Below are 23,433 nucleotides of genomic sequence, written 5' to 3'. Positions count from 1 at the left end.
CTTCAAACCCCGGCTTCGGCCGGGGCCGCCCTCATCTGAGGCCAATGATCGAGATCTGCCGCCCGTAATCCGGCTCGCCGCGATGCGTGGCGCGGCGGAAGCTGAAGAAGCGCGTGGGGTCGGCGTAGGTATCCAGCCCCAGCGTTTCGATGCGGGTGACGCCCGCATCGGCCAGGCGATGCGCGACATAGGCTTCCAGATCGAACTGCGCGTGGCATGCCCGCCCGTCCGCGAAAAAGCGTTCGTTCGCCGCATCCGCCTCCTCGAAGCGACGGCGAAACGCGAGATCAACCTCATAGCTGGCGCGCGCGATGCACGGGCCGACAGCGGCGGCGATCCGGTCGCGACGCGCGCCCAACGCTTCCATCGCGATGATCGTCGTATCCGTCACCCCGGCTAGCGCGCCCTTCCACCCGGCATGGGCCGCGCCGACGACGCCGGCTTCGGCATCCGCAAGCAGCACCGGCGCGCAATCCGCCGTCAGCACGCCGATCGCCAGGCCGGGTCGATCCGTCACCAGCGCATCGGCACGAGGGCGCAGCGCGGGATCGAACGGCGCGCGAACCGTCACGCACTCGGCCGAATGAACCTGATAGACCGTCACCAGCGCCGCGCCTGGCAGTACGGCGTCGCCCGCACGGCGACGGTTCTCCGCGATCGCATCCGCGTCGTCGGCCGATCCGGCGCCGACGTTGAGCCCGCCGTGCAGCCCGGTCGAAACGCCGCCGCGCCGGCCCAGAAAGCCGTGTGCCACGCCCGACAGCGCGGCGGCGCGATTGACCTCCACCGCGCTCATAATGCCAGCCGCATGATGAGATCGCGATCGACCTGATCGCCGACCGGGAAAGCATAATCGCCGATATGCGCGAACCCATGCTTCTCGTAAAAACGGATCGCGCGCGGGTTCGCCTCATAGACGGTGAGCAGCAGTGCCTTCGCGCCGCGCGCGCGCGCGGTATCGATCGTCCACGCCATCAGCGCCTGTGCGATGCCGGCGCCGTGATGCGTGCCGGCGATGTAGAGCTGGCTCAGTTGCAGCGCGCCAGCGGTCATCGCGGGATCGGGCAGAAATGGCGGGGTGAGCTTGGCATAGCCGACGATCTCGTCCCCGGCGCACGCGACGCGCCAGGATACGTCCGGATTCGAAAGATCGCGGATCAGTTTGCCGTTCGGGCCATAGGCCTCGGCGAAATAGGCGGCGATATTCTGCGGGCTGGTGAACGGCTCGAACGTCTCCAGCCACACCTTCCTCGCCATCGCGTCGATCTCGGTGCCGTCGGCGAGGGTAGGGGTGCGATAATCGATCATGCGAATCCTGCGGGTTCGGGCCAGTCCGCGTGGCGCAGGCCGATTACGTTGAACAGTTCGCCCATGTCCTCCACCAGCCGGTCGCGATCGACAAGAACATCGGCGTTGCTCTGCGCCAGCGCCGTCGCTCGGGCATCAACACCCAGCGCGCGGAGAAACGCGCCCTGCCCGACCGGGCCGCTCGCGATCGCCCCGCTGGCATGGCCGACCAGCGCCAGCGTCGCGAAATCGACATGCGCGGTCAGATCGCGTTCGCCCGGCTCCTCGAACGGATTGGCATAGGTGTGGGCGCGCACCGCCTGGAGCGTGTCGCCCACCGCCGGCCCCTCATAGCCATAATCGATCGCGAGCAGCGCGCCGCCCTGCGCCACGATGCGCGCGGCCAGCACGCGCATGATGCCGACCGAGGCGGGCGATGTTTCGATGATCGAGCCGGCGGGCGCGTCGCGAAGATGCGGTGGGATCACGTCGTCGGGCACCTGCTTGCCGGCGACAGGCAGAAACAACGTGTCCTGACACGCCACCAGCCGCTCATGCCACGTCGCGCCGCGCCGCACGAGCTGGCGGATCGGCAACGCATCGAAGAATTCGTTGGCGACGACCAGCAGCGGCCGGTCAGTCGGCAGCTCCTCCACGTCATCATGCCATGTGGCGTGGGGCACGCGCCTGGCTTGCTCGTCGCGCAGTACGGGGCTGGTCTCGACGAAATGCACGGGCGGGGTAAGCCCTGCCGTCGCCATCGCGCGCAGCGCATCGGCGGCGAGCGTTCCGCGCCCCGGCCCCAGCTCCACCCACGCCACATCTGGCCGCCCGGCGCGATCCCACAGGTCCGCGCACCACAGGCCGATAAGCTCGCCGAACATCTGGCTGATCTCCGGCGCGGTGGTGAAATCACCTCCGGCGCCGAGCGGATCACGTGTGCCGTAGTAATGCGCGTTGGCGGCCGCCATGAACTGGCTGACCGGGATCGGCCCGCCGAGAGTGATCGCTCGCGCCAGCCGTTCTGGCAGCGGGCCCTCTTCCACAATCCGGCTCACGCGACGCTGTCGCTCCCGGCGATCGGCTCGACGCGCTCGCGCCGCCCGCGCGCGGTGGCGATCAGCCAGATCCCGCCGGCGATCATCGGCAGGCACAGGATCTGCCCCATGTGGATCGTCGTCGCGAAGAAGGTGCCCGCGAACTGGGAATCCGGCTCGCGGAAGAATTCGACGAAGAACCGGCACAGGCCATAGCCGAGCACGAAGATGCCGACGAGCTTGCCCGGCTCGTATCGCGCCTTCGTCCGCCAGAAGAAGAAGGCGAGCACCGCGAACAGCAGCAGCCCCTCGAGCCCCGCCTCGTAAAGCTGGCTCGGGTGCCGTGCCGGCTCGATCATGCCGATCGGCACGGTGTGGGGGAAGACGATCGCCCAGGGCACGTCGGTCGGCTTGCCCCACAATTCGCCGTTCACGAAATTGGCCAGCCGGCCGAAGAACAGCCCGAACGGCGCGACGCAGGCGACATAATCGTGGATGCGCAGCCAGTTCAGCCCGTTCTTGCGCGCGAACAGGATGATCGCGATCGTCGTGCCGATCACGCCGCCGTGGAACGACATGCCGCCGTCCCACAGCCGCAGGATGCGGATCGGATGCAGGATCATGTCGGGCGCGTAGAACAGGACATAGCCGATCCGCCCGCCCAGGATGATGCCGAGCGTTGCGTAGAACACCAGATCGTCCGCGTGGCGCCGCGCCATCGGTGCGGCCGGCTCGGCGAGCAGCTTCAGCAGATACCACCAGCCGACGACGATCCCGGCGATATAGGCGAGGCTGTACCAGCGCAGCGTGAAGAAGCCGATCGAGAAGACGTCCGGGTGCAATCCCAGGTCGGTGAAACGGATATGGCCGGCGGATGCGGCGAACAAAGACAGGATCAAGGCTTTTCCCTCGTGCTTCGCCCCTGCATAGTAGCGTCAAATGACAAGACCAAGCGGAGAGGCGCATGAAGACCGAGCTTGACCTGAAGATGGACACCGTGATCGCCGCGATGACGGGCGAGGGCGGTCAGCTCGCGCTTGGCTCGGTGGAGCGTTTCGGGCGCGAGCTGCCGCTGATCGCTGCCGCCCCGCCCACGCTCACCGCCTATTTCTCGCACTTCTGCGCGCAGCATGCCGCCGCAGAATTCGTGATCTCGGGCGACGAGCGGCTTACCTTCGCGCAGGTCCATGCCGAGGCGCAGAAGGTCGCGCGCGCACTGGTGGGCGGCTTTGGCGTGAAGAAGGGCGATCGCGTCGGCATCGCGGCGCGCAACTCGCCCTCATGGATCACGCTTTATTTCGGCATCCTGATGGCCGGCGGGGTCGCGACGCTGCTCAACGGCTGGTGGCAATCCGACGAATTGCGCGACGGGATCGAGGATGTCGATTGCGGGCTGGTTTTCGCCGATGCGCCGCGCGCCGCGCGGCTGGCCGCGATCACGGGGCTGGGTGCAACCATTGTCACCTTCGATGATCGGCTGCCGCTACCGCAGGCGCTCGCCGACATCGCCGCGCGCGCGGATGAGACGCCCCTGCCGGAAATCGCCCCGGACGATCATGCCACGATCCTGTTCACCTCCGGGTCGACCGGCCGCTCCAAGGGCGCGCTGTCCACGCACCGGCAGGTGGTGCAGGGCGTGTTCAACTTTCTCGCCTCGGCGTTGATGATGCTTGCGATCGCGACGCAGGAAGGCGAGGTGAGCGCGTTGCAGCCTGCGACGTTGCTCAACGTGCCGCTGTTCCACGTCACTGCCGAAGTGCCGGTGATGCTCCAGTCGCTGGCGATCGGGCGCAAGCTGGTGCTGATGCCGAAATGGGACGCGGAAGAGGCGATGCGGCTGATCGAAAAGGAAAGGATCACGTATTTCGTCGGCGTGCCGCTGATGAGTTTCGAGATGCTCACGCATCCCAACCGGCACAAATACGATCTCTCGACGGTGAGCGATATCGCGTCCGGTGGCGCGCCGCGTCCGGTGGAGCATGTCCGCCGCATCCATGACGAGATGCAGGGCGCGCCGCTGATCGGCTATGGTCTCACCGAAACAAATGGCATCGGCACCGGCAACTGGCGCGGGAATTACATCGCAAAGCCCAATTCGGCCGGCCGCCCCTCGCCGCCGCTGGTCGATCTCGCGATCCTCGACGATGCGGGCAAGCCGGTCGCGCCGGGTGAGCGTGGCGAGGTCTGCATCCGCTCGGTCGCCAATTTCGAGCGCTACTGGAACAACGAGCGCGCGACCGCCGACGCCTTTACCGCCGACGGCTATCTCCGCACCGGCGACATAGGGTATCTCGACGAGGACGGTTATCTGTTCATCGTCGATCGCAAGAAAGACATCATTATCCGTGGCGGCGAGAACATCTCCTGTCAGGAGGTGGAGGCGGCATTCTATCAGCATCCGCAAGTTGCGGAGGCGACCGTGTTTGGCTTGCCTGACGAGAAGTATGGCGAGGTGCCGGGCGCGGTGGTCCATCCGGCGGATGGTGCTTCGCTGACGGCCGGGGAACTGACCGATTTCCTCCTCGAGCATATCGCCGCGTTCAAGGTGCCGGCGCGGATCTGGATCGTATCGGAACCGCTCCCCCGGCTTGGCACGGAGAAAATCGACAAGGTGGCGCTACGCGCAACTTATGGCGCACAATTTGAAGCGGAGGCGGCCTGATCCCGTCGCTTCCGTCGAAGGGTGATCCCGCCTAGTGGCTTCCCCGATGGTCACTAGACGCAATTTGCTCGTCTCCGGGGGGGCGGGACTGGGGCTGATCGTTGCCTGGGCTGCGTGGCCGCGCAGCTATCGGCCGAATCTTACCGCAGCGCCGGGCGAGACAATCTATGGCGCGTGGCTGAAGATCGGGACGGACGGCCAAGTGATCGTCGCGGTGCCGCAGGCGGAGCATGGGCAGGGCGTCTGGACCGCGCTGGCGCAGATTGTCGCCGACGAATTGGGCGCGGACTGGCGCACCATCGGCGTCGAGGCCGCGCCGCTCAACCCGCTTTACGCCAATCCGCTCGCTGCCGACACGCTGTTCGCCGGCGCGTTCGACCGGATTCCGGCCGCGTTGCGCCGTGAACGCGCGGTGCGCGGTGCGCTGATGCTGACGGGTGGCTCCACGTCGATCCGGAGGTTCGAATCTGCCATGCGGGAGGCGGGCGCGGCGGCGCGCGTGCTTCTTTGCAAGGCGGCGGCGAAGCGCTGGGGGATTGACTGGACGGCGTGCGAAACGGCGGAAGGCTTTGTCGTGGCCGACAAACGACGCATCCGCTTCGCCGAGCTTGCCGCCGAGGCGATCAGCTTCGACCTGCCGGCGGATCTGCCGCTACGCGTGGACGAGGACGGGCGGCTGACCGGCAAGGACGTGCCCCGCCTTGATGTGCCGTCGAAGGTGGATGGATCGGCCAATTTCGCCGCCGACGTGCGCCTACCGGACATGGTGTTCGCCAGCATCATGCAGGGGCCGCTCGGGGATTCCCGGCTGATCGGGGTCAATCGCGCGGCGGCCGAGCGGGTGCGGGGCGTGGTCGCCGTCGTGCAGAACGAACGCTGGGTGGCCGCACTCGCGACCGATTGGTGGGCGGCTGATCGCGCCATCGCCGCGCTCGCGCCGCGTTTCGCAACCCGCGGCCCGGTGGTGAACGACGCGAGCATTGCTGGAGTGCTCGACGCCGCGTTGAAAACACCCGGTCATCGCTTCGCGACGAGCGGCGATATTGCGCCGGTAATGGGCGGTCCCGGGTTGATCGTGGCGGATTATCTGGTCACGCCTGCCTTTCACGCCGCGCTCGAGCCGCCATGCGCCACCGCGTGGTTCCACGGCGACCGGCTGGAAATGTGGATCGGCACGCAAGCACCGGGCCTCGCGCGCGAGGCGGCGGCACGCGCGATCGGCATATCTCCAGACGCAGTGATCCTTCACCCTACACTGATCGGCGGCTCATTCGGCGCAGCGCTCGAGGTGGATGTGGCAGCACAGGCGGCGATCCTGGCAGCGGAGGCCAGGCGCCCGGTGCAACTGGTGTGGTCTCAACGCGAGGCGCTGGCGCGGGACCGCTTCCGCGCGCCAGCGAAAGCTCGAATGACCGCGCGGCTCGCCTCGAACGGCGCTATTATCGCTTGGCGCACACAAATCGCCGCCCCGTCCACCGGACGCGAACTTGCCGCAAGACTGATGCCAAGCGACGCGCTGGTTGCGGCGGCGCTGGCGCTTCCCGCGGGAGCGGACGGCTATGCGGTCGCCGGCTCATTGCCGCCTTATCGCTTGCCTGGTTGCATCGTGGAGCATCATCCAGCGAAAATCGGGCTGCCCGGCGGTCACCTGAAAGGCGGCGCACACGGCTACACCTGTTTCTTTACGGAGAGCTTCCTTGACGAACTGGCGCGCCAAGCGGGTATGGAGCCGATGTCCTTCCGCATCGGCATGCTTGGCGGAGATGCGCGGCTCGCCAGATGCTTATCCACCGCCGCTGCGCTTGGCGGATGGGATGGCGGGGGAGATGGCAGCGGGCAGGGCATCGCCTGTCACACAATGGCAGGAAGCTGTATCGCGGTGCTCGCCGAGGCCGAGATGGATCAGGCAGGTCGCCCGCGCGTGAACCGACTGGTCGCCGCGGTCGATTGCGGACGGCAGGTAAACCCGGATATCATTCGCCAGCAGATCGAAGGCGGGTTGATATTCGGTCTGGCTGCGGCCACGTCCGCTGGCGTGCATATCGACCGCAACCTCGTCACCGCCCATCGCTTTGGCGAACTCGCGCTCCCCCGGCTCGCCGATACGCCGGACATCACTGTTGAGCTTATCGCGAGCAACGCGGAACCGGGCGGAATCGGCGATCTAGGCATGGTCGCGGTCGCCCCCGCGATCGCCAACGCGCTCTATTCCGCAACCGGCAAGCGCCTGCGCGCACTGCCGCTCGGGCATGCTGCGTGAGGCCGGCAGATCATCCAGCGCTAGCAGCGCCGCGCGTCGGCGTGCTGCTCATCAATCTTGGTACGCCCGACTCGCCCGACACCAAATCTGTGCGGCGCTATCTGGCAGAGTTCCTATCCGATCAACGTGTGGTGGAATTGCCCAAGTTGCTGTGGCAGCCGATCCTGCGCGGCCCGATCCTGATGACACGGCCGAAGAAATCCGCCCATGCATATGCGCAGGTGTGGCGTGCCGATGGCTCCCCGCTCGCCGCTATCACGCGGGCGCAGGCGGCGGGCTTGCGCGACGCTTTCGGCCCGGGCGTGATCGTCGACTGGGCGATGCGTTATGGCACGCCCGCGATCGGGGAGAGGCTGGAGGTGCTGAAGGCGGCCGGATGTGAGCGGATACTGCTCGCGCCGCTCTACCCGCAATATTGCGCCGCCACCACCGCGACCGCCAACGACAGCGCGTTCGCCACGCTGGCGGCGATGCGGTGGCAGCCGGCAATCCGCACGCTGCCGCCTTATTACGACGATCCCGCGCACATCGATGCGTTGAAGCAATCGGTGGAGGCCGCGTTGGCCGGGCTGGATTTCGTGCCCGATGCGCTCCTCGTCAGCTTCCACGGCATGCCTGCGCGCACCCTGTCGCTGGGCGATCCTTATCACTGCCACTGCCAGAAAACGGCGCGGCTGCTGGGCGAGGCTTTGGGACGGGAGGTGACGATCACGTTTCAGTCCCGGTTCGGGCGCGCAAAATGGCTTGAGCCGGCGACCGATACGGTTCTGGCCGCATTGCCTGGCAGGGGCGTCAAGCGCATCGCGATCGTGGCGCCGGGCTTTTCCGCCGACTGTATCGAGACGCTGGAAGAGCTGGCGATTCGCGGGCGTGAGACGTTCGCCGCCGCCGGGGGAACGGATTTCGCCTATCTCCCATGCCTTAACGACACCCCGACAGGTTTGGAAATGCTTCGGAAAATCCTTTCGCGAGAACTTGAAGGATGGGTCGCCCACTCGTAGTTTCAAGTCCACTTCATGGAGAGGAGAGTCCTAATGGCGCGAGTTGCAGTCGTGACGGGTGGAACCCGGGGTATCGGCGAAGCGATCAGTGTCGCGCTACGGGACAAGGGGATCGCGGTGGCGGCTAATTATGCCGGCAACGACGATCGCGCCCGGGAATTCACCGCACGCACCGGGATCGTCGCCTACAAGTGGGATGTTGCCGACTACGATGCCTGCCAGCAGGGTTGTGCGGAAGTTGCCCAGCAACTCGGCCCGATCGACATCGTCGTCAACAATGCCGGCATCACCCGCGATGGCACGATCCTGAAAATGACCTACCAGATGTGGAAGGAGGTCATGGACACCAACCTTGGCGGCTGTTTCAACATGGCCAAGGCGGTGTTCCCCGGCATGCGCGAGCGCAAATGGGGGCGGATCGTGAACATCGGCTCGATCAACGGGCAGGCGGGCCAATATGGCCAGGTGAACTATGCCGCCGCCAAATCAGGCATCCACGGCTTTACAAAGGCGCTTGCACAGGAAGGCGCGCGGACCGGCGTGACGGTGAACGCGATCGCGCCAGGCTATATCGATACCGATATGGTCGCGGCGGTGCCGCCCGATGTGCTGGAGAAAATCGTTGCCAAGATTCCGGTCGGTCGGCTGGGGCAGGCGGAAGAGATTGCGCGCGGCGTAGCCTTCCTGTGCTCGGAAGAGGCGGGGTTTGTAACTGGGTCGACGCTGAGCATCAACGGCGGGCAGCACATGTACTGACGTAGTGCGCGGCGTGTCTTCCAGCGACGCGGGCCTGGCTCCCGCGCCGCTGCCGCCGCGAAAAGGCGTTCACGCGCATCGACCGCCCGGCCGGTTTCCTGTAACCGCGTAGAAAGATGCCGAGCCGCTTCGATAACCTGCCGAACCGTCGCGCGATCATTGATCGTCGCGAGCTTTCAGATCGTCTCGCCGCGCTCGATATCGCTGACCAGGCCACGCTGCGCCGCGCGGTCACCGTAGAACTCAAGAGCGCGCTCGACGCAGGCCGCGTCGAGATCGCACGGCGGCTTACCGAGCATCCCTCGCGCGGGCTGGAAGCAGCCAATGGGCAGGCGTTCCTTATCGATCAGATTCTGCGTGTGCTGTTTGATCTCGTCACCCAGCGACTTTATCCGCTGAGCAATCCGACGGCGGCTGAACGGCTCGCGCTACTGGCAGTCGGCGGGTACGGGCGCGGCGAGATGGCACCCTTCTCGGATGTGGACATCGCCTTTCTCACGCCGTGGAAGCAGCCGCCATGGGCGGAGCAGGTGATAGAATCGATGCTCTATGTCCTGTGGGATCTGGGGCTGAAGGTCGGGCATTCCAGCCGATCGCTCGATGAGATGGTGCGGCAGGCGAAAGGGGATGTGACGATCCGTACAGCGTTGCTGGAGGCGCGCTATGTCTGGGGCGATGAAGCGTTGGCGGATGAAGCCTCGCGCCGCTTCAAGGCCGAGGTACAGCGCGATACCGAGCGACAGTTTGTTGCGGACAAGCTGGCGGAGCGTGATCAGCGCCACCTCAAAATGGGTGACAGCCGCTATGTCGTCGAACCCAATGTGAAAGAGGGCAAGGGCGGGATGCGTGATCTCCACGCGCTCTTCTGGATTGGCAAATATGTCTATGACGTGGATCGCGCCGCCGATCTGGTCGAAAAGGGGCTGTTCACCCCGGCCGAATATCGCCTGTTTCATCGCGCGGATAATTTCCTTTGCGCAGTGCGCTGCCACCTCCACCTGATCACCGGACGCGCAGAGGACCGCCTGACCTTCGACGTGCAGCGTGAGATCGCCGAACGGATGCGGTTTTCGGATCGGCCGGGTAAACCTGGCGTCGAGCGCTTCATGCAATATTACTTCTTGCAGGCGAAGGCGGTGGGATCGCTGACGGGGGTGTTCCTCGCCCATCTTGATGAACAGTTTGCTGCGCGCGGGCGTCGCTTCGGGCTTCCGACCATCCGCAGGCGGCCGCGCAAGCTGAGTGGTTTCGTCCTCGATCGCGGACGGCTGGCGCTGCCGCGCGACGATTTCTTCGCCGAGGATCCCGTGCGGCTGATCGAGATATTCCAGCTTGCCGACGTGCACCGGCTGGAGATCCATCCGATGGCGATGCGTATCGCCGCGCGTGATGCCAAGCTGGTTGATGAGATCAGGGATGATCCGCGCGCAAATGCGCTGTTCCTCGATCTCGTCGCGAGCCGGAATGATCCCGAGCTAGTGCTGCGCTGGATGAACGAGGCGGGGGTTTTCGGTCGTTTTGTGCCCGATTTCGGCCGCGTCGTCGCGCAGATGCAGTTCGACATGTATCACCATTATACGGTCGACGAGCATACAATACGCGCGATCGGACTGCTGAGCCGGATCGAGCGCGGCGAGTTCGCCGGCGAGCATCCGCTCTCAACTGCAATCTTCAAGCAAATCGTATCGCGCCGCGCGCTTTACGTGGCCGTGCTGCTGCACGATATCGCGAAAGGCCGCGGCGGCGATCACTCAATTCTGGGCGCAGCAGTGGCGGAGCGCTTGTGCCCGCGTTTCGGACTTGGCCCTGCTGAGACGGAAACTGTGGCGTGGCTGGTACGAAACCATCTGTTGATGTCGGCAACAGCCTTCAAGCGCGACCTAGCAGATTTCAAGACGATCCTGGATTTCGCGGCAGTCGTTCAGTCGCCCGAGCGGCTGCGTATGCTGTTGGCGCTTACGGTCGTGGATATCCGCGCGGTCGGTCCGGCGACATGGAACGGCTGGAAGCGGCAGTTGCTTAGCGATCTTTTCGAAGCGGCGGAGGAAGTGCTGCGGCTCGGCCACAAGCAACGCGGGCGCGCCGAGCGGATCGCGGGAAAGCAGGCCAATCTTGCGCGCTCACTGGGCTGGGATGAAACGGCGCTGGCGAAATTCGTGCGGCAGATGCCGGAGCCGTATTGGATCGCGGAACCAGAGGATGTACTCGCGCATAACGCGCGTTTCATCGCCGCCACCGGTGATGAGCAGCTCGCGATCGACGCTCAGGTCTATCCCGATCGCGGCGCGACATTGGTGACCGTCTATGCCGCCGATCATCCGGGCATCTTCTATCGCATAGCCGGTGCGATCCATCTCGCCGGCGGCAATATCATCGATGCGCGCATCCACACGACGCGCGATGGCATGGCATTGGACAATTTTCTCGTGCAGGATCCGATCGGTCGCCCCTTCGACGAAGCCGGGCAGCTCAACCGATTGCGCACCGCGATCGAGGATGCGCTCGCCAACCGAAGCCGGCTGATCGACCGGCTGAAGGCGAAGCCCTTGCCGCGGGTGCGCGCCGATGCCTTTCCGATCGAGCCAAACGTGCTGGTCGACAATCACGCTTCCAACCGCTTCACGGTCGTGGAAGTGAACGCACGCGATCGGCCGGCACTGCTCAGTCAACTCGCCCACGCGCTGTTCCAATCGAAAGTGACGATCCATTCGGCACATGTCGCCACATACGGCGAGCGCGCGGTGGATACTTTCTATCTGACCGATCTTACCGGGGACAAGATCGCTGCTTCCGGGCGTGTAAAGGCTTTGGAGCGGCGGCTGCTGGATGCGGCAGCCGGCATGCCAAGCGAATTGGCGGCGTGAGGCACACGCCCCCCTCCAGCGGAGAGGGGCGTACCCAAAACTACTTCGGTGCGAGGACCATCAGCATCTGGCGGCCTTCCATTCGTGGATAGGCTTCAACCTTGGCCACTTCCGCCACCTGCTCCGCAACGCGCTGCAGCACCGCCATACCGATCTGACCGTGAGAGAGCTCTCGGCCGCGGAAGCGCATCGTCACCTTAACCTTATCGCCCTCTTCGATGAACTCGACCACCTTCTTCATCTTGGTATCGTAATCGTGATCATCGATGTTCGGACGCATTTTGATCTCTTTGATCTCCTGCGTCTTTTGCGACTTGCGGGCGAGGTTCGCCTTCTTCTGCGCCTCGTACTTGTATTTGCCTACATCGAGAAATTTGGCGACGGGCGGGTCGGCATTGGGCGACACCTCGACCAGATCGAGGCCAACATCGCGCGCCTGCTCCATGGCCTCACGCGTGTACATCACGCCAAGATTCTCGCCCTCATGATCGATCACGCGGACCTTGGGGCTCTGAATCCATTCGTTGAAACGGGGGCCATTCATTGGCGGCGCCTGCATCGGGCGGCGCATCATGGGCGGACGGATAGGTACTTCTCCTGCTGACTCACTGCGCTCGATATAGGGCTTCCTGCGCGGAATCGGAAGATATGAAACGGCCGACGCCCCGAATGGAGCGACGGCCGTGCTCTGAAGTCACACTTGTTCAGAAGCTGCCGCGCAGCGTGACACCGTACATGCGCGGTTCACCGGGGAAGCCGACGAACAGTTGGTTGGCCGAGCCCGCAAATCCGGACGATGCCGGAGCCGCGACTGAACGATAAGTGCCACTGCCCTGAAGGGGCATATCCGCGCCGATCTGGAAGTAGCGCTGGTTGAAAATGTTCTGTGCCCAGAATTCAACGCCCCATTTCTTTACCGGGCCATAAATCCCGACGCGGCCGTTTACGACGACAAACGCATCCTGCACCTTTTCCAGATCGAGATCGGAGCCGGTGTTGGTATCGCTTTGCAGGCGCGCGTCGACATAGAATAGCGCCGAAAGCTTGTCACTGAGCTGCGGCGACCAGCTCACCCCTGTGGTGACCGTATAGCGCGGCGCGTTGGATACCTCGTTACCGGGAAGCTGGAACAACACTGGCGACAGCGGACGCCCGCCGGTCCCTACCAGATTGTTGCGATATTGGGCGTCGGTGTAAGTGAGCGCCATGTTGACCGACACCTGCCGGATTGGCCGTATGAACGCTTCAATCTCGAAGCCCTTGGAGATAACGCCCGGCCGCAGGCGATTGGGCGCGCACGATCCGGTAACGGTCGAGGCATCCCGATCCCCGCCGTTCAGATTATCCTTACAGGCTTGAATGTTCGTGACCTCAAAATTCACGCCATTGTACGTGTTGAGCTGATAATCGCTATATTCCTGGTAGAAGCCGGCAAGGTTGATATCCACGCCCGGCCCGTTCCATTTCAGCCCGACTTCATAAGCGTTGACCTTTTCGCTGGCGAAGGCGAGATCGGCAGCCTCAGGCCGGCCGTTACCCGGCGAGTTCGCCGGAAGCGCGAGCCGCGCGGCGCAGGTCGCATCATAAGCCGTGTAGCACGGTCGATCGAGCGCGGAATAGTCGAGGTTGAAACCGCCCGCCTTGTAACCCTTGGATGCGGAGGCGTAGATCATCAGCCGCTCGATCGGCTTGAAAGACAGAACCGCCGTTCCCGTCCACTCGCCATCGCTGAAGCGCGAGCCGGTCGACCCGGCCGGGATGCTGACGGCAGTCCCGTTGATGACGCACGCCAGCGACGCCAGCGACTGGAATGGTGAATTCACGATCAGCGGGCAGAGCGCGTTGTTAGAATTGGCGTTGCCTTGCAGGTTCTTGCGCTCGTGCGTGTAGCGCGCGCCGATCGTCAGCATCAGCTTGTCGCGTATGATGTCGAAAGTATTGTGCGTAAACACCGCAATGTTCGAGCTGTCCTGCCGGAAGTTCGACCCATTCGCTCCGGTGCCATTGATCGAAATGGCGGGTTGGCCTAGCGCTGCGGCCAGGCTGCCGAAGCCGGGGCGGGCCGGATTGGCGATAAGCGCCTGCAACGTAGAGCGCGCGGTGCCCGGCGGCAGCGCTGCAATCGTCCCCTGCACCACGGGCACGTTTATGCAATATTGATTCGACGGGAGAACTGCCCCCGGTAGTACATTGGCCATTAGCAAACAGTTGGCAAAACGCTCGTAATCCTTGCCATATTTTATGTCGTCGGAGGTGGTTAGGCGTTCGGTGGAGTAATAGCCGCCGATCAGCCAGTCGAGCCGGCCGTCCAGCGCCTCGCCCTGCAGGCGCAGTTCCTGGCTGAACAGGCGGAAGCGGCGGTTGAGGTTCTGCCGGTCGAGAATATCGAGCGCGTTGAAATCGCCATCCTGCCCCTGCCGGTTCTTGTAATCGCGATAGGCGGTGATCGAGGTGAGATTGGCACTGCCGAGCTTGTAGTTGATCTCGCCGGAAACGCCCCAATCCTCGCTTTTGGACGTATAGGGCACCCCCGGCGTGTTGGGCACGCCATAGACGAAGCGCTCGCCGTTCGGAATCGTCGGATAATTGGCACCGAGCGCCTGAAGCAGCGGCAGCAGCGTGTTCGGCGAGATCGCCACCCCGCCGCCCGCCTGGCGCGTCAGGCTGCGCGTCGGGCCGAGCAGCACGCCGCCGCAGCAATTCTCATCGCGCTTCGAATAATCAGCGATCAGGCGCACCTTGAGATCGCTCGACGGCTCGAACAGGAACTGGCCGCGCGCCAGCCAGCGGTTGCGATCGTTGATATCCGGCTGGCCGGGAGTGAGCGCCTTGATATAGCCATCACGCCGCTGCCACACGCCATCGAGCCGGATCCCGGCGGTTTCCGACAGCGGCGCGTTCAGCCCGCCGTCGAGCCGCCAGTAATCGTAATTGCCGTAGGTGATCGCGCCCTTGGCATGAAAGCCATCGAGCTCCGGCCCCTTGGTGACGATATTGATGAGGCCGGCGGTGGAATTGCGGCCGAACAACGTGCCCTGCGGCCCGCGCAGCACCTCGATCCGCTCGATATCGCCGAGTTCGGAGAGGCCGACGCCGGTGCGGCTGCGATAGACGCCGTCGATGAACAGGCCGACCGAGCTTTCGAGGCCGGCATTCTCGCCCACCGTGCCGATGCCGCGGATGCGCGCGGTGAAATTCACCTCGCTCGTCGCGCCGGAAACGAGCAGCGAGGGGGCGACCTGGTTGAGCGCGCGCACATCGGTCGCGCCGGTGTTCTGGAGCGTATCGCCGGACACCGCCGAGATCGCGATCGGCACGCTCGACAGCGATTCGGCGCGGCGCGTTGCGGTGACGATCACATCGCCGGCGCTGTCCGGCGCACGCTCGGCGGCGGTTTCGGCGGGTGCCGCCTGCTGGGCAACGGCGGGGGTTGAGGCCACGAGCGCCGCGCACGACAACAGGCGCGGCAGAACAGCACTGCGCATAAAATCCATCTCCCGGTCGGACCCTTCTTGAACGGGGTCACGGGCGGCAGGTTATGCGCGAGCCGGGCCGCATGTCACGGCGCGGTCATGCCGGTTTCACGTTTATTGCGCGCGCTGCGCCCTTTTCGCCACAAAGCGACAGCGACGTTGACGTAAACGTCAGGTGAGGTCCGGCGCCCGCGCGGCATCGCGCAGCCGCTCGATGGCGGCCGCCAGCCCGAGCACCTCCTGCTTTGCATCCGCGCCGAGCGGGCGCAGCGCCACGCTTCCCTCGTCCGCCTCGCGCTTGCCGACGACGAGCAGGTTGGGCACCTTGGCCATGCTGTGCTCGCGCACCTTGTAGTTGATCTTCTCGTTGCGGAGATCGGTCTCGACGCGCAGCCCCGCCTTGCGCAGTTCCGCGGCCACCTGCACCGCATAATCGTCCGCGTCGGACACGATCGTCGCCACCACCGCCTGCACCGGGGCGAGCCATTGTGGCAGCTTTCCCGCGAAATGCTCGACGAGGATGCCGATGAACCGCTCATACGAGCCGAAGATCGCGCGGTGCAGCATCACCGGGCGATGGCGCTGGCCGTCCTCCGCGATGTAGCTTGCATCGAGCCGCTCGGGCAGTACGCGATCCGACTGGATCGTGCCGACCTGCCATGTCCGCCCGATCGCGTCGGTCAGATGCCATTCGAGCTTCGGCGCGTAGAAGGCGCCCTCGCCGGGCAGTTCTTCCCAGCCATATTCCGGCGTGTTGAGCCCGGCGGCGGCGACCGCGTCGCGCAGCTCGTTCTCCGCCTTGTCCCACATCTCGTCGCTGCCGAAACGCTTCTCCGGGCGCAGCGCGAGCTTGATCGAATAGGTGAAGCCGAAATCCTTGTAGATGCGATCGGCGAGGTTGCAGAACGCCTGCACCTCATCGACGATCTGATCCTCGCGGCAGAAGATATGCGCGTCGTCCTGCGTGAACTGGCGCACGCGCATCAGCCCGTGGAGCGCGCCATGCGGCTCGTTGCGATGGCAGCAGCCGTTTTCGTAAAGGCGCAGCGGCAGATCACGATACGACTTGATCCCCTGACGGAAGATCAGGACATGCGCGGGGCAGTTCATCGGCTTCAACGCCATCCATTCGGCGTGATCGGAGACGATCGGCCCTTCATCCTCGGTATTGGGCACTTCGTCGGGGATGACGAACATGTTCTCGCGATATTTGCCCCAATGGCCGGATTGCTCCCACTGGCGCGCGTCCATCACCTGCGGGGTCTTGACTTCGCGATACCCCGCGCCGTCGATCGCGCGCCGCATATACGCCTCAAGCTCGCGCCAGATGACATAGCCCTTGGGATGCCAGAACACGCTGCCATGCGCCTCCGCCTGAAGGTGGAACAGGTCCATCTCCTGCCCGAGCTTGCGATGATCGCGCTTGGCGGCCTCCTCCAGCCGGAACAGATGCTGATCGAGCTGCTTCCTGTTGAGCCAGCCGGTGCCGTAGATGCGGCTGAGCATCGCGTTGTTCTGATCGCCGCGCCAGTAAGCACCGGACACGCGCGTCAGCTTGAAGGCATCGGGCGCGAGCTTGCCGGTCGAGGCGAGGTGCGGCCCGCGGCACATGTCGAGCCAGTCGTCGCCGGACCAATAGACGGTCAGCTCCTCGTCGCCGGGCAGTTCGGCGGCCCATTCGGCCTTGAACGTCTCGCCCTGCTGCTTCCAGCGGCTGATGAGCTGCTCACGCGACCACACTTCGCGGCGCAGCGGCTTGTCGGCCGCGATGATCGCGCGCATCCGCGCCTCGATCGCGGGCAGATCCTCCTCGGTGAACGGGCGATCCTTCGGCGCGAAATCGTAATAGAAGCCGTCGTCGGTGGAGGGGCCGAAGGTGATCTGCGTGCCGGGGAACAATTCCTGCACGGCCTCCGCCAGCACGTGCGCGTAATCGTGGCGGGCAAGCTCCAGCGCGTCCGCCTCGTCGCGCGCCGTGACGAGCGCGAGCGCCGCGTCATGCTCGATCGGGCGATTGAGATCGCGCAGCTCGCCGTCCACCCGCGCGGCAAGCGCCGCTTTCGCCAGCCCCGGCCCGATCGCGGCGGCGACATCCGCCGGCGTGGTGCCGGGCGGCATCGCGCGGACCGAGCCGTCTGGCAGCGAGATCGAGATCATGTCGTTCATGTGAAGGCGTATCCTGTCGATTCACGCGGGCTTATGCACATCGCGACGCCCCGGGGAAAGCGGCAGGAAACGGGAAGGCCGGGCGCGTGCTCCTTCCCGATCCCGGGAAGGTGCCTGAAGCGCGGATCGTCAGCCGATGCGCGTCAGGCCCCCCGGAGATCCGGGGGTAGTGCTGGTCCGCGATGGCGAAACGTGGCGCATGGGCGCGATATAGCGCGCTCGGCCCGATACGACAACGGGCCCGCCTCCGCTGGGGAGACGGGCCCGCGCCCTCGCTACGCCACTGGAGGGAAATGTCCTCGATACGCTACCCGAGGAAAGGGGCGTGCCGCTTAGCGGCAGTAACGCGGATTGCCAGACTTATCGATCGCGCGACCCGCCAGTGCACCCGCGACGCCGCCGATCAGCGTGCCGCCGAGGCGGTCGCCGCGCGTGTCGATCGTGCGGCCGAGCAAGCCGCCGGCGATCGCGCCGACCACGGTGCCGGTGCCGCCGCTCGAGCAGCGGCGCTCGCGATAGTGGTAGCGGCGGTCGTCGTAGCGCCGCTGGTCATAGCCGCGATCGTTGTAGCCGCGATCATAATAGCCGTTGCCGTAACCATTGCCGTAGCCGCCGCCGTAATAGCGCTGCGCTTCCGCCGCGCTCGGGGCCATGGTTGCCGCGCCGATCGAAAGGGCGACGGCGGCCAGTGAAAGTTTCTTGAACATCGAACGTCTCCCGAAAATTCCGGCCGATGGCGGGAGCGTTTCCCGGATCGGCGAAACACTATCTGCCCGATTCGCCGCGAACCGATCCTGAATGCGCCCGTTATCGACCGTTCAGGGTTCGCCGGGCTATCGGGATCGCGTGCGCCCGCTGTTCGCCTCCATCGCCGCCGTCTTGCTGATCGTGCCGGGATTCGCGGGGATCGATCCGGTCGCGCGCCTTTCACCGGGGGCGACGGTGCATGTGCGGCGCTATGTGCCGCGCGGCGGCTGGCCCGGGCGGATCGGGCGGCTGGAGCCGGTGGCCGCGGTGACGATCGACAGCCCGGCCGCGGGCTTCGGCGGCTTTTCCGCGCTGGCGCTGACCGACGGGCGCGCGACGCTGCTGAGCGATTCGGGCAACTGGCTGCTGCTGCGGATCGCGCACGGCGCGGCGTCCAGCGAAACCGGCGCGCTCGGCGCCGGGCCGGGGCGGGGCTGGTCGAAAGAGGATCGCGACAGCGAATCGCTTGCGATCGATCCCGCGACCGGCCGCGCCTGGGTGGGGTTCGAGCGGGCGAACGAGATCTGGCGCTTCGATCCCACGCTACGAACCGGCGAGGCGCATCGCGCGCCGCGCGCGATGGCGCCATGGTGGGGCAACAGCGGCGCCGAATCGCTCGCGCGCTTTCGCGATGGCAGGTTCGTCGCGATCGCGGAGCGCGCGCACGGCGCGACGCGGCCGGCGTTGCTGTTTCAGGGCGACCCCGCCGGGGCGACGACGCGAATCGAGCGGTTTCGCTACCGTCCGCCGGCGGGGTACGACCCGAGCGACGCGGCGGTGCTGCCATCGGGCGATCTGATCGTGCTCAATCGGCGCCATCACGGCTGGCTGCGCTTCTCCGCGAAGCTGGTGGTGATCCCGCGCGCCGCGATTCGCGCCGGGGCCAGCCTCGGCGGGCGGGAGATCGCGACGCTCGCTGCGCCGGTGACAAGCGAGAATTGCGAGGGGCTGGCGATCACGCGCGAGCACGGCGCGACGATGCTGTGGATCACCACCGACAACGATCAGATGCCGCTGCGGCGCAGCTATCTGATGAAATTCCGGCTGCGATGACGCGCGGCAAACGCCACACGGCCCGCCATCCGCTGGGGAGGGCGGGCCGCGCAGATCGGCCGGCAATCGAATCGAAAGCGTTACGCCGCGACGGCGCCGCGCTTCTTCACGATATCGCGCTTCAGGCGGCGTGCACGCAGCGACAGCTTCTCGTCGCCGGTCTTCACCAGCCAGTTGTCGAGGCCGCCGTTATGCTCCACCGAGCGCAGACCGTGGGTCGATACGCGCAGACGCACGCTCTTCTCCAGCGTGTCAGAGATCAGCGTGACGTTCTGCAGGTTCGGCAGGAACGTGCGCTTGGTCTTGTTGTTGGCGTGGGAAACGTTGTTCCCCACCTGCCGGCCCTTGCCGGTCAGCTCGCAGATGCGCGACATGATATAATCCTGAATTTCGGTTGCCCGGAAAGAGCGCGGCCCTAACGCGACCCCGCCATTTCGTCAAGCGCGGCGCGTGCAACTCCCGGCCGCGCGCGACGTTGTTTCACGATCGCATCAACACGGGAGAGAAATTCATGCGCGCTGTTCTGGTATTGCTGGGCGTCGTCGCCCTCGTGGCCCTGGTCGGCATCATGACCGGGTTCATCAACCTCGACCAGACGCGCACCGCGCAACTGCCGCATCTGGAGGGCGGGCAGGCCCCGGCGTTCAAGGCCGATGTGGGCAAGATCGACGTGGGCACCGAAAAGAAGACGATCGAAGTGCCGAAGGTCTCGGTCCAGAAGCCGGCCGACAACGCTCAATAGTCTCGATAGACAATCTCGCATGGCGGGCGGTAGGCGGGGAGCGATGTTCCCGCTTCCGCCTCATATGCGGGCCGCGCTCGATGCGGCGGCCGTTGCTGCCGCACAGGGCGAGGTGCCGGTCGGCGCCGTGGTGGTGCGCGATGGCGCGGTGATCGCCACCGGCGCCAATGCGCCGCGCGCGCTGCACGATCCCACCGCCCATGCCGAGATGCTGGCGATTCGCGCGGCGGCGGCGCTGATCGGTCGCGACCGGCTGGAGGATTGCGACCTGTGGGTGACGCTCGAGCCATGCGCGATGTGCGCGGGCGCGATCGCCCATGCGCGGATCGCGCGCCTCTATTACGGCGCGGCCGATGCGAAAGGCGGGGCGGTGGAACATGGCCCACGCTTCTTCGCGCAGCCGACCTGTCATCACCGGCCCGAGATATTCGCCGGCATCGGCGATCGTGAAGCGGGCACGCTGCTGCGGGATTTCTTCGCCGCGCGGCGCTAGGTGCGCTCGCTGCGATGAGCGCTCCGGCGCGCTTCCCGCTGAACGATCAGGCCGCCCGACGCTTGAGCAGCGCCGATCGCTCGCACCGGCAGACGATTTCATCGCGCTGATTGACAAGTTCGTGGGTGAAGGTGACGAGCCCCGCATCGGGGCGGGACTTGCTCTCACGCACCGCGATCACCTCGCTGGTCGCGCGCATTGTGTCGCCGATGAACACGGGTTTTGGCATGACGAGCTTGTCGTAGCCGAGATTGGCGACGAGCGTGCCGAGAGTCGTATCGCCCACCGACAGCCCCACCATCAGCGCGAAGGTGAAGGTGCCGTTGACGAGGATCTGGCCGAATTCGCTCGCCTTCGCCGCCTCCACGTCGAGATGCAGCGGCTGCGGATTGTGCGTCATGGTGGAGAACAGCAGATTGTCCGTTTCGGTCACGGTGCGGCGGATCTCATGCTCGATCCGGTCGCCCACCCGCCATTCGTCGTAGAAGCGCCCGGCCATCAGCCTTCTCCCCGCTCGATCCGCGCCAGCAGCGCGCCCTCGCTCACCTGCCCGCCGGCGGCGGCGTTGAGTTCCGCCACCGTCCCGTCGAACGGCGCGACGAGGCTATGCTCCATCTTCATCGCCTCCAGCGTGACGAGTTTCTGGCCCTTGGCGACGGTATCGCCCGCCGCCACCTCCACCGCGATGATGCGGCCCGGCATGGGCGAGAGGATCGCGCCGTCTGCAGCGGCGCCGGCGGCAGATAAATTGGGGCGCTGAGTAACAGAAAAAAGATAAGTCTCCCCCCTCTCGGTAACCAAAATCTCGCTATCACGTGTCATTGTAGTGCAAATGCCGTGAGGCCGGGTGTAATTCTTACTGGAGCCAACCAGATGTTTGCCGCTGTAATAGAGATTGATGCTCTCTTTTGTGTGACTATTTAGACGAAATCCAAACAATGCTGCTAACCGAACGCCAGCGGGCGTATAATTAATCTCAGTCCAGTCGAGAAAATCGAGGCGATAACGTCGGGCTGCTGCATCGACTGCTTCCGGCGATGGAGCGGGGGACGGCAAAAGCGCGTCGCCGGCACGTGAGATCAATCCGGTATCAACTGCTCCAGCCGCGAAATCTCGGTGCGCCAGGCAAGCATATAGAAAGCCGGCATTTGTCTTTGTCGGTGCGACATAGCTGGCATCGAGGGCCGCCATCAACACCAGCCTTGCTTCTTCACGGGTATCAGCATGCACCACGAGCTTTGCGATCATGGGGTCATAGAACGGGGTGACGACATCACCCTCCTCAACCCCGCTTTCGATGCGGATACGGTGATCCAGTCGTAAATGATTGAGCTTTCCGGGACTCGGCAGAAACCCCTTCGCGGGATCCTCCGCATACAGCCGCGCCTCGATCGCCCAGCCGTTGATCGACAGCTCCTCCTGCCGCTTGGGCAGCGGCTCGCCGCTGGCGACGCGGAGCTGCCATTCGACCAGATCGACGGCGGTGATCTCCTCCGTCACCGGATGCTCCACCTGAAGCCGCGTGTTCATTTCCATGAACCAGATGCGGTCGGCGCGCAGGCCCTCGCTCGCGTCGGCGATGAACTCGATCGTGCCAGCGCCAACATAATCCACCGCGCGCGCCGCCTGCACCGCCGCGCCGCAGATCGCCGCGCGGGTCGCCTCGTCCATGCCGGGGGCGGGGGCTTCCTCGATCACCTTCTGGTGGCGGCGCTGGAGCGAGCAATCGCGCTCGAACAGATGGACGACATTGCCATGCGTATCGCCGAACACCTGCACCTCGATGTGGCGCGGCGAGAGGATGTATTTCTCCAGCAGCACGCGATCGTCGCCGAACGAGGACGCCGCCTCGCGCTGGCAGGAGAGAAGCGCGTCGGCGAAATCCTCGCCCCGCTCCACGCGGCGCATCCCCTTGCCGCCGCCGCCCGCGACCGCCTTGATGAGCACGGGATAGCCGATCGCGTCCGCTTCGGCCCGGAGCCGCCCGGGAGCCTGATCGTCACCGAGATAGCCGGGCGTGGTGGGAACGCCGGCTTCCTGCATCAGCCGCTTGGCGGCGTCCTTGAGGCCCATCGCGCGGATGCTGGCGGGCTTCGGGCCGACCCAGACCAGGCCGGCATCGATCACCGCCTGCGCGAAATCGGCGTTTTCCGAAAGGAAGCCATAGCCCGGGTGGATCGCCTCCGCCCCGCTCGCCCGCGCCGCGGCGATGATCCGCTCGCCGACGAGATAGCTTTCGCGCGCCGGGGAGGGGCCGATATGCACCGCCTCGTCCGCCTGCCGCACGTGCAGCGCGTTCGCGTCGGCATCGGAATAGACCGCCACCGTACGCACGCCCATCGCCCGCGCGGTGCGGATGATCCGGCACGCGATCTCGCCGCGATTGGCGATGAGGAGCGATTTGATCATGCCGCCGCGCATCCCGTTGTCCGTTGTGTCCAGGTGATGTTGAGGATCTTCCACTGGCCGCCTTCCCGGATCAGGTCGAAGTGGTTGACGCCGCAATGCGCGACCTTGCCGTCGATCGTTGCGACATAATCGCTCCAGATCATCGCGATATCGCCGTCGATCTCGACCGCGGGGCCGGTGAGCCGCTCCACGAAGCGCGGGCCGCTATCGGGGATGCCGCCGATGAACTGCGCCCAGGTCATATGCCGGTAGCTGCGCGAGCCATCGGGATTCTCGACCACCGCCTGCGCCGCGCCATCGGGGCGGAAGAAGGTGAGCGCCTTCGCCTTGTCGCGCGCGCTCAGCGTTTCGAACAGGTTGGTCGCGACCGCCAGCACCGCCTGTTCCTCGCCGGTGGACGGCGGCAATCCGGTGCCCTTCACGATCGGGGCGACGGGTGTGACCTGGAGCAGCAGGGCGAGAAGCGGGGCGATCATGGTTTCT

The 23,433-nt window shown here is 65.4% G+C and carries 20 protein-coding genes; 8 read left to right on the top strand and 12 right to left on the bottom strand.

What is annotated here, in order from left to right:
* Positions 1-31 precede the first annotated feature (31 nt).
* Genes pgeF through lgt form a run of 4 tightly spaced genes read right to left on the bottom strand, consistent with a single transcriptional unit; the run spans position 32 to position 3,223 of the window.
* Complete coding sequence (gene pgeF, locus ACM61V_RS01275; RefSeq protein WP_137785287.1) at positions 32-796, bottom strand: peptidoglycan editing factor PgeF; 765 nt, start codon at positions 794-796, stop codon at positions 32-34.
* Positions 793-1,308 carry a GNAT family N-acetyltransferase gene (locus tag ACM61V_RS01270; RefSeq protein ID WP_137785286.1) on the bottom strand — a complete coding sequence of 172 codons (516 nt, stop codon included), beginning with the start codon at positions 1,306-1,308 and terminating at the stop codon, positions 793-795. The genes pgeF and ACM61V_RS01270 overlap by 4 nt, the downstream gene beginning before the upstream one ends.
* Positions 1,305-2,336 (bottom strand): class I SAM-dependent methyltransferase, encoded by a 1,032-nt coding sequence (locus ACM61V_RS01265; RefSeq protein WP_419714237.1) that lies wholly within the window; start codon positions 2,334-2,336, stop codon positions 1,305-1,307. Before ACM61V_RS01265 ends, ACM61V_RS01270 begins: the two co-directional genes overlap by 4 nt.
* A 5-nt stretch (positions 2,337-2,341) precedes the next feature.
* The gene (gene lgt, locus ACM61V_RS01260; protein ID WP_137785285.1) at positions 2,342-3,223 is read right to left on the bottom strand and encodes a prolipoprotein diacylglyceryl transferase; all 882 of its coding nucleotides are present in this window, start codon (positions 3,221-3,223) and stop codon (positions 2,342-2,344) included.
* 65 nt (positions 3,224-3,288) lie between these two features.
* Here lgt and ACM61V_RS01255 point away from each other — a divergent pair, with 65 nt between their 5' ends.
* From ACM61V_RS01255 to ACM61V_RS01235, 5 genes are all read left to right on the top strand, one after another.
* A complete protein-coding gene (locus ACM61V_RS01255; protein ID WP_171007460.1) occupies positions 3,289-4,986 on the top strand; it encodes a class I adenylate-forming enzyme family protein in 1,698 nt (565 codons plus the stop codon).
* A 46-nt stretch (positions 4,987-5,032) separates the two neighbouring features.
* On the top strand, positions 5,033-7,246 hold the full coding sequence (locus tag ACM61V_RS01250; protein WP_137785284.1) for a xanthine dehydrogenase family protein molybdopterin-binding subunit: 2,214 nt from the start codon (positions 5,033-5,035) through the stop codon (positions 7,244-7,246).
* Positions 7,243-8,247 carry a ferrochelatase gene (hemH, locus tag ACM61V_RS01245; RefSeq protein ID WP_137785283.1) on the top strand — a complete coding sequence of 335 codons (1,005 nt, stop codon included), beginning with the start codon at positions 7,243-7,245 and terminating at the stop codon, positions 8,245-8,247. The genes ACM61V_RS01250 and hemH overlap by 4 nt, the downstream gene beginning before the upstream one ends.
* 33 nt (positions 8,248-8,280) lie before the next feature.
* Entirely contained in the window at positions 8,281-9,003 is a 723-nt protein-coding gene (gene phbB, locus ACM61V_RS01240) for an acetoacetyl-CoA reductase (RefSeq protein WP_137785282.1), read from the top strand.
* 116 nt (positions 9,004-9,119) lie between these two features.
* A complete protein-coding gene (locus ACM61V_RS01235; protein ID WP_137785281.1) occupies positions 9,120-11,867 on the top strand; it encodes a [protein-PII] uridylyltransferase in 2,748 nt (915 codons plus the stop codon).
* Positions 11,868-11,907: 40 nt separating this feature from the next.
* On the opposite strand, the gene infC is transcribed toward ACM61V_RS01235, so the two are convergent.
* The 4 genes from infC to ACM61V_RS01215 all read right to left on the bottom strand — a co-directional run bounded on the left by infC (position 11,908) and on the right by ACM61V_RS01215 (position 18,213).
* Positions 11,908-12,441 carry a translation initiation factor IF-3 gene (gene infC / locus ACM61V_RS01230; protein WP_137785280.1) on the bottom strand — a complete coding sequence of 178 codons (534 nt, stop codon included), beginning with the start codon at positions 12,439-12,441 and terminating at the stop codon, positions 11,908-11,910.
* A 130-nt stretch (positions 12,442-12,571) separates the two neighbouring features.
* The gene (locus tag ACM61V_RS01225) at positions 12,572-15,352 is read right to left on the bottom strand and encodes a TonB-dependent receptor (protein WP_419713752.1); all 2,781 of its coding nucleotides are present in this window, start codon (positions 15,350-15,352) and stop codon (positions 12,572-12,574) included.
* Between the two features lie 159 nt (positions 15,353-15,511).
* Positions 15,512-17,497 (bottom strand): threonine--tRNA ligase, encoded by a 1,986-nt coding sequence (thrS, locus tag ACM61V_RS01220; RefSeq protein WP_419714236.1) that lies wholly within the window; start codon positions 17,495-17,497, stop codon positions 15,512-15,514.
* A gap of 341 nt (positions 17,498-17,838) precedes the next feature.
* Positions 17,839-18,213, bottom strand: a complete 375-nt coding sequence (locus tag ACM61V_RS01215) for a glycine zipper 2TM domain-containing protein (protein WP_137785277.1) — start codon at positions 18,211-18,213, stop codon at positions 17,839-17,841.
* 91 nt (positions 18,214-18,304) lie between these two features.
* On the opposite strand from ACM61V_RS01215, the gene ACM61V_RS01210 reads away from it, so the two are divergent.
* Complete coding sequence (locus ACM61V_RS01210) at positions 18,305-19,306, top strand: esterase-like activity of phytase family protein (RefSeq protein WP_137785276.1); 1,002 nt, start codon at positions 18,305-18,307, stop codon at positions 19,304-19,306.
* A gap of 80 nt (positions 19,307-19,386) precedes the next feature.
* On the opposite strand, the gene rpmB is transcribed toward ACM61V_RS01210, so the two are convergent.
* Positions 19,387-19,680 (bottom strand): 50S ribosomal protein L28, encoded by a 294-nt coding sequence (rpmB, locus tag ACM61V_RS01205; RefSeq protein WP_137785275.1) that lies wholly within the window; start codon positions 19,678-19,680, stop codon positions 19,387-19,389.
* A gap of 137 nt (positions 19,681-19,817) precedes the next feature.
* Between rpmB and ACM61V_RS01200 the strand changes: the two genes are divergently transcribed.
* Together ACM61V_RS01200 and ACM61V_RS01195 are read left to right on the top strand one after the other, a co-directional pair.
* Complete coding sequence (locus tag ACM61V_RS01200; protein WP_137785274.1) at positions 19,818-20,048, top strand: hypothetical protein; 231 nt, start codon at positions 19,818-19,820, stop codon at positions 20,046-20,048.
* A gap of 64 nt (positions 20,049-20,112) precedes the next feature.
* Positions 20,113-20,541, top strand: a complete 429-nt coding sequence (locus ACM61V_RS01195; protein ID WP_137785554.1) for a nucleoside deaminase — start codon at positions 20,113-20,115, stop codon at positions 20,539-20,541.
* A 46-nt stretch (positions 20,542-20,587) separates the two neighbouring features.
* On the opposite strand, the gene ACM61V_RS01190 is transcribed toward ACM61V_RS01195, so the two are convergent.
* From ACM61V_RS01190 to ACM61V_RS01180, 3 genes are read right to left on the bottom strand one after another with little or no spacing between them, the layout of a single operon-like run.
* Positions 20,588-21,040 (bottom strand): MaoC family dehydratase, encoded by a 453-nt coding sequence (locus ACM61V_RS01190; RefSeq protein ID WP_137785273.1) that lies wholly within the window; start codon positions 21,038-21,040, stop codon positions 20,588-20,590.
* Positions 21,040-22,950 carry an acetyl/propionyl/methylcrotonyl-CoA carboxylase subunit alpha gene (locus ACM61V_RS01185; RefSeq protein WP_137785272.1) on the bottom strand — a complete coding sequence of 637 codons (1,911 nt, stop codon included), beginning with the start codon at positions 22,948-22,950 and terminating at the stop codon, positions 21,040-21,042. Before ACM61V_RS01185 ends, ACM61V_RS01190 begins: the two co-directional genes overlap by 1 nt.
* On the bottom strand, positions 22,947-23,426 hold the full coding sequence (locus ACM61V_RS01180; RefSeq protein ID WP_249341376.1) for a nuclear transport factor 2 family protein: 480 nt from the start codon (positions 23,424-23,426) through the stop codon (positions 22,947-22,949). The genes ACM61V_RS01185 and ACM61V_RS01180 overlap by 4 nt, the downstream gene beginning before the upstream one ends.
* Between the last annotated feature and the right edge of the window lie 7 nt (positions 23,427-23,433).

The sequence above is a fragment of the Sphingomonas sp. TX0543 genome, assembly GCF_048565505.1.
Lineage (GTDB): Bacteria > Pseudomonadota > Alphaproteobacteria > Sphingomonadales > Sphingomonadaceae > Sphingomonas.
This window is presented reverse-complemented; position numbering and strand designations above follow the sequence as displayed.

Coding starts and splice junctions, on each gene's coding strand:
- thrS (WP_419714236.1), bottom strand. CDS start 17,497: ATGATCTCGATCTCGCTGCCAGACGGCTCGGTCCGCGCGATGCCGCCC.
- ACM61V_RS01250 (WP_137785284.1), top strand. CDS start 5,033: ATGGTCACTAGACGCAATTTGCTCGTCTCCGGGGGGGCGGGACTGGGG.
- ACM61V_RS01210 (WP_137785276.1), top strand. CDS start 18,305: ATGCGCCCGTTATCGACCGTTCAGGGTTCGCCGGGCTATCGGGATCGC.
- rpmB (WP_137785275.1), bottom strand. CDS start 19,680: ATGTCGCGCATCTGCGAGCTGACCGGCAAGGGCCGGCAGGTGGGGAAC.
- ACM61V_RS01195 (WP_137785554.1), top strand. CDS start 20,113: ATGCGGGCCGCGCTCGATGCGGCGGCCGTTGCTGCCGCACAGGGCGAG.
- ACM61V_RS01200 (WP_137785274.1), top strand. CDS start 19,818: ATGCGCGCTGTTCTGGTATTGCTGGGCGTCGTCGCCCTCGTGGCCCTG.
- ACM61V_RS01255 (WP_171007460.1), top strand. CDS start 3,289: ATGAAGACCGAGCTTGACCTGAAGATGGACACCGTGATCGCCGCGATG.
- ACM61V_RS01180 (WP_249341376.1), bottom strand. CDS start 23,426: ATGATCGCCCCGCTTCTCGCCCTGCTGCTCCAGGTCACACCCGTCGCC.
- phbB (WP_137785282.1), top strand. CDS start 8,281: ATGGCGCGAGTTGCAGTCGTGACGGGTGGAACCCGGGGTATCGGCGAA.
- ACM61V_RS01270 (WP_137785286.1), bottom strand. CDS start 1,308: ATGATCGATTATCGCACCCCTACCCTCGCCGACGGCACCGAGATCGAC.
- ACM61V_RS01225 (WP_419713752.1), bottom strand. CDS start 15,352: ATGCGCAGTGCTGTTCTGCCGCGCCTGTTGTCGTGCGCGGCGCTCGTG.
- ACM61V_RS01190 (WP_137785273.1), bottom strand. CDS start 21,040: ATGGCCGGGCGCTTCTACGACGAATGGCGGGTGGGCGACCGGATCGAG.
- ACM61V_RS01235 (WP_137785281.1), top strand. CDS start 9,120: ATGCCGAGCCGCTTCGATAACCTGCCGAACCGTCGCGCGATCATTGAT.
- ACM61V_RS01215 (WP_137785277.1), bottom strand. CDS start 18,213: ATGTTCAAGAAACTTTCACTGGCCGCCGTCGCCCTTTCGATCGGCGCG.
- infC (WP_137785280.1), bottom strand. CDS start 12,441: ATGATGCGCCGCCCGATGCAGGCGCCGCCAATGAATGGCCCCCGTTTC.
- ACM61V_RS01185 (WP_137785272.1), bottom strand. CDS start 22,950: ATGATCAAATCGCTCCTCATCGCCAATCGCGGCGAGATCGCGTGCCGG.
- pgeF (WP_137785287.1), bottom strand. CDS start 796: ATGAGCGCGGTGGAGGTCAATCGCGCCGCCGCGCTGTCGGGCGTGGCA.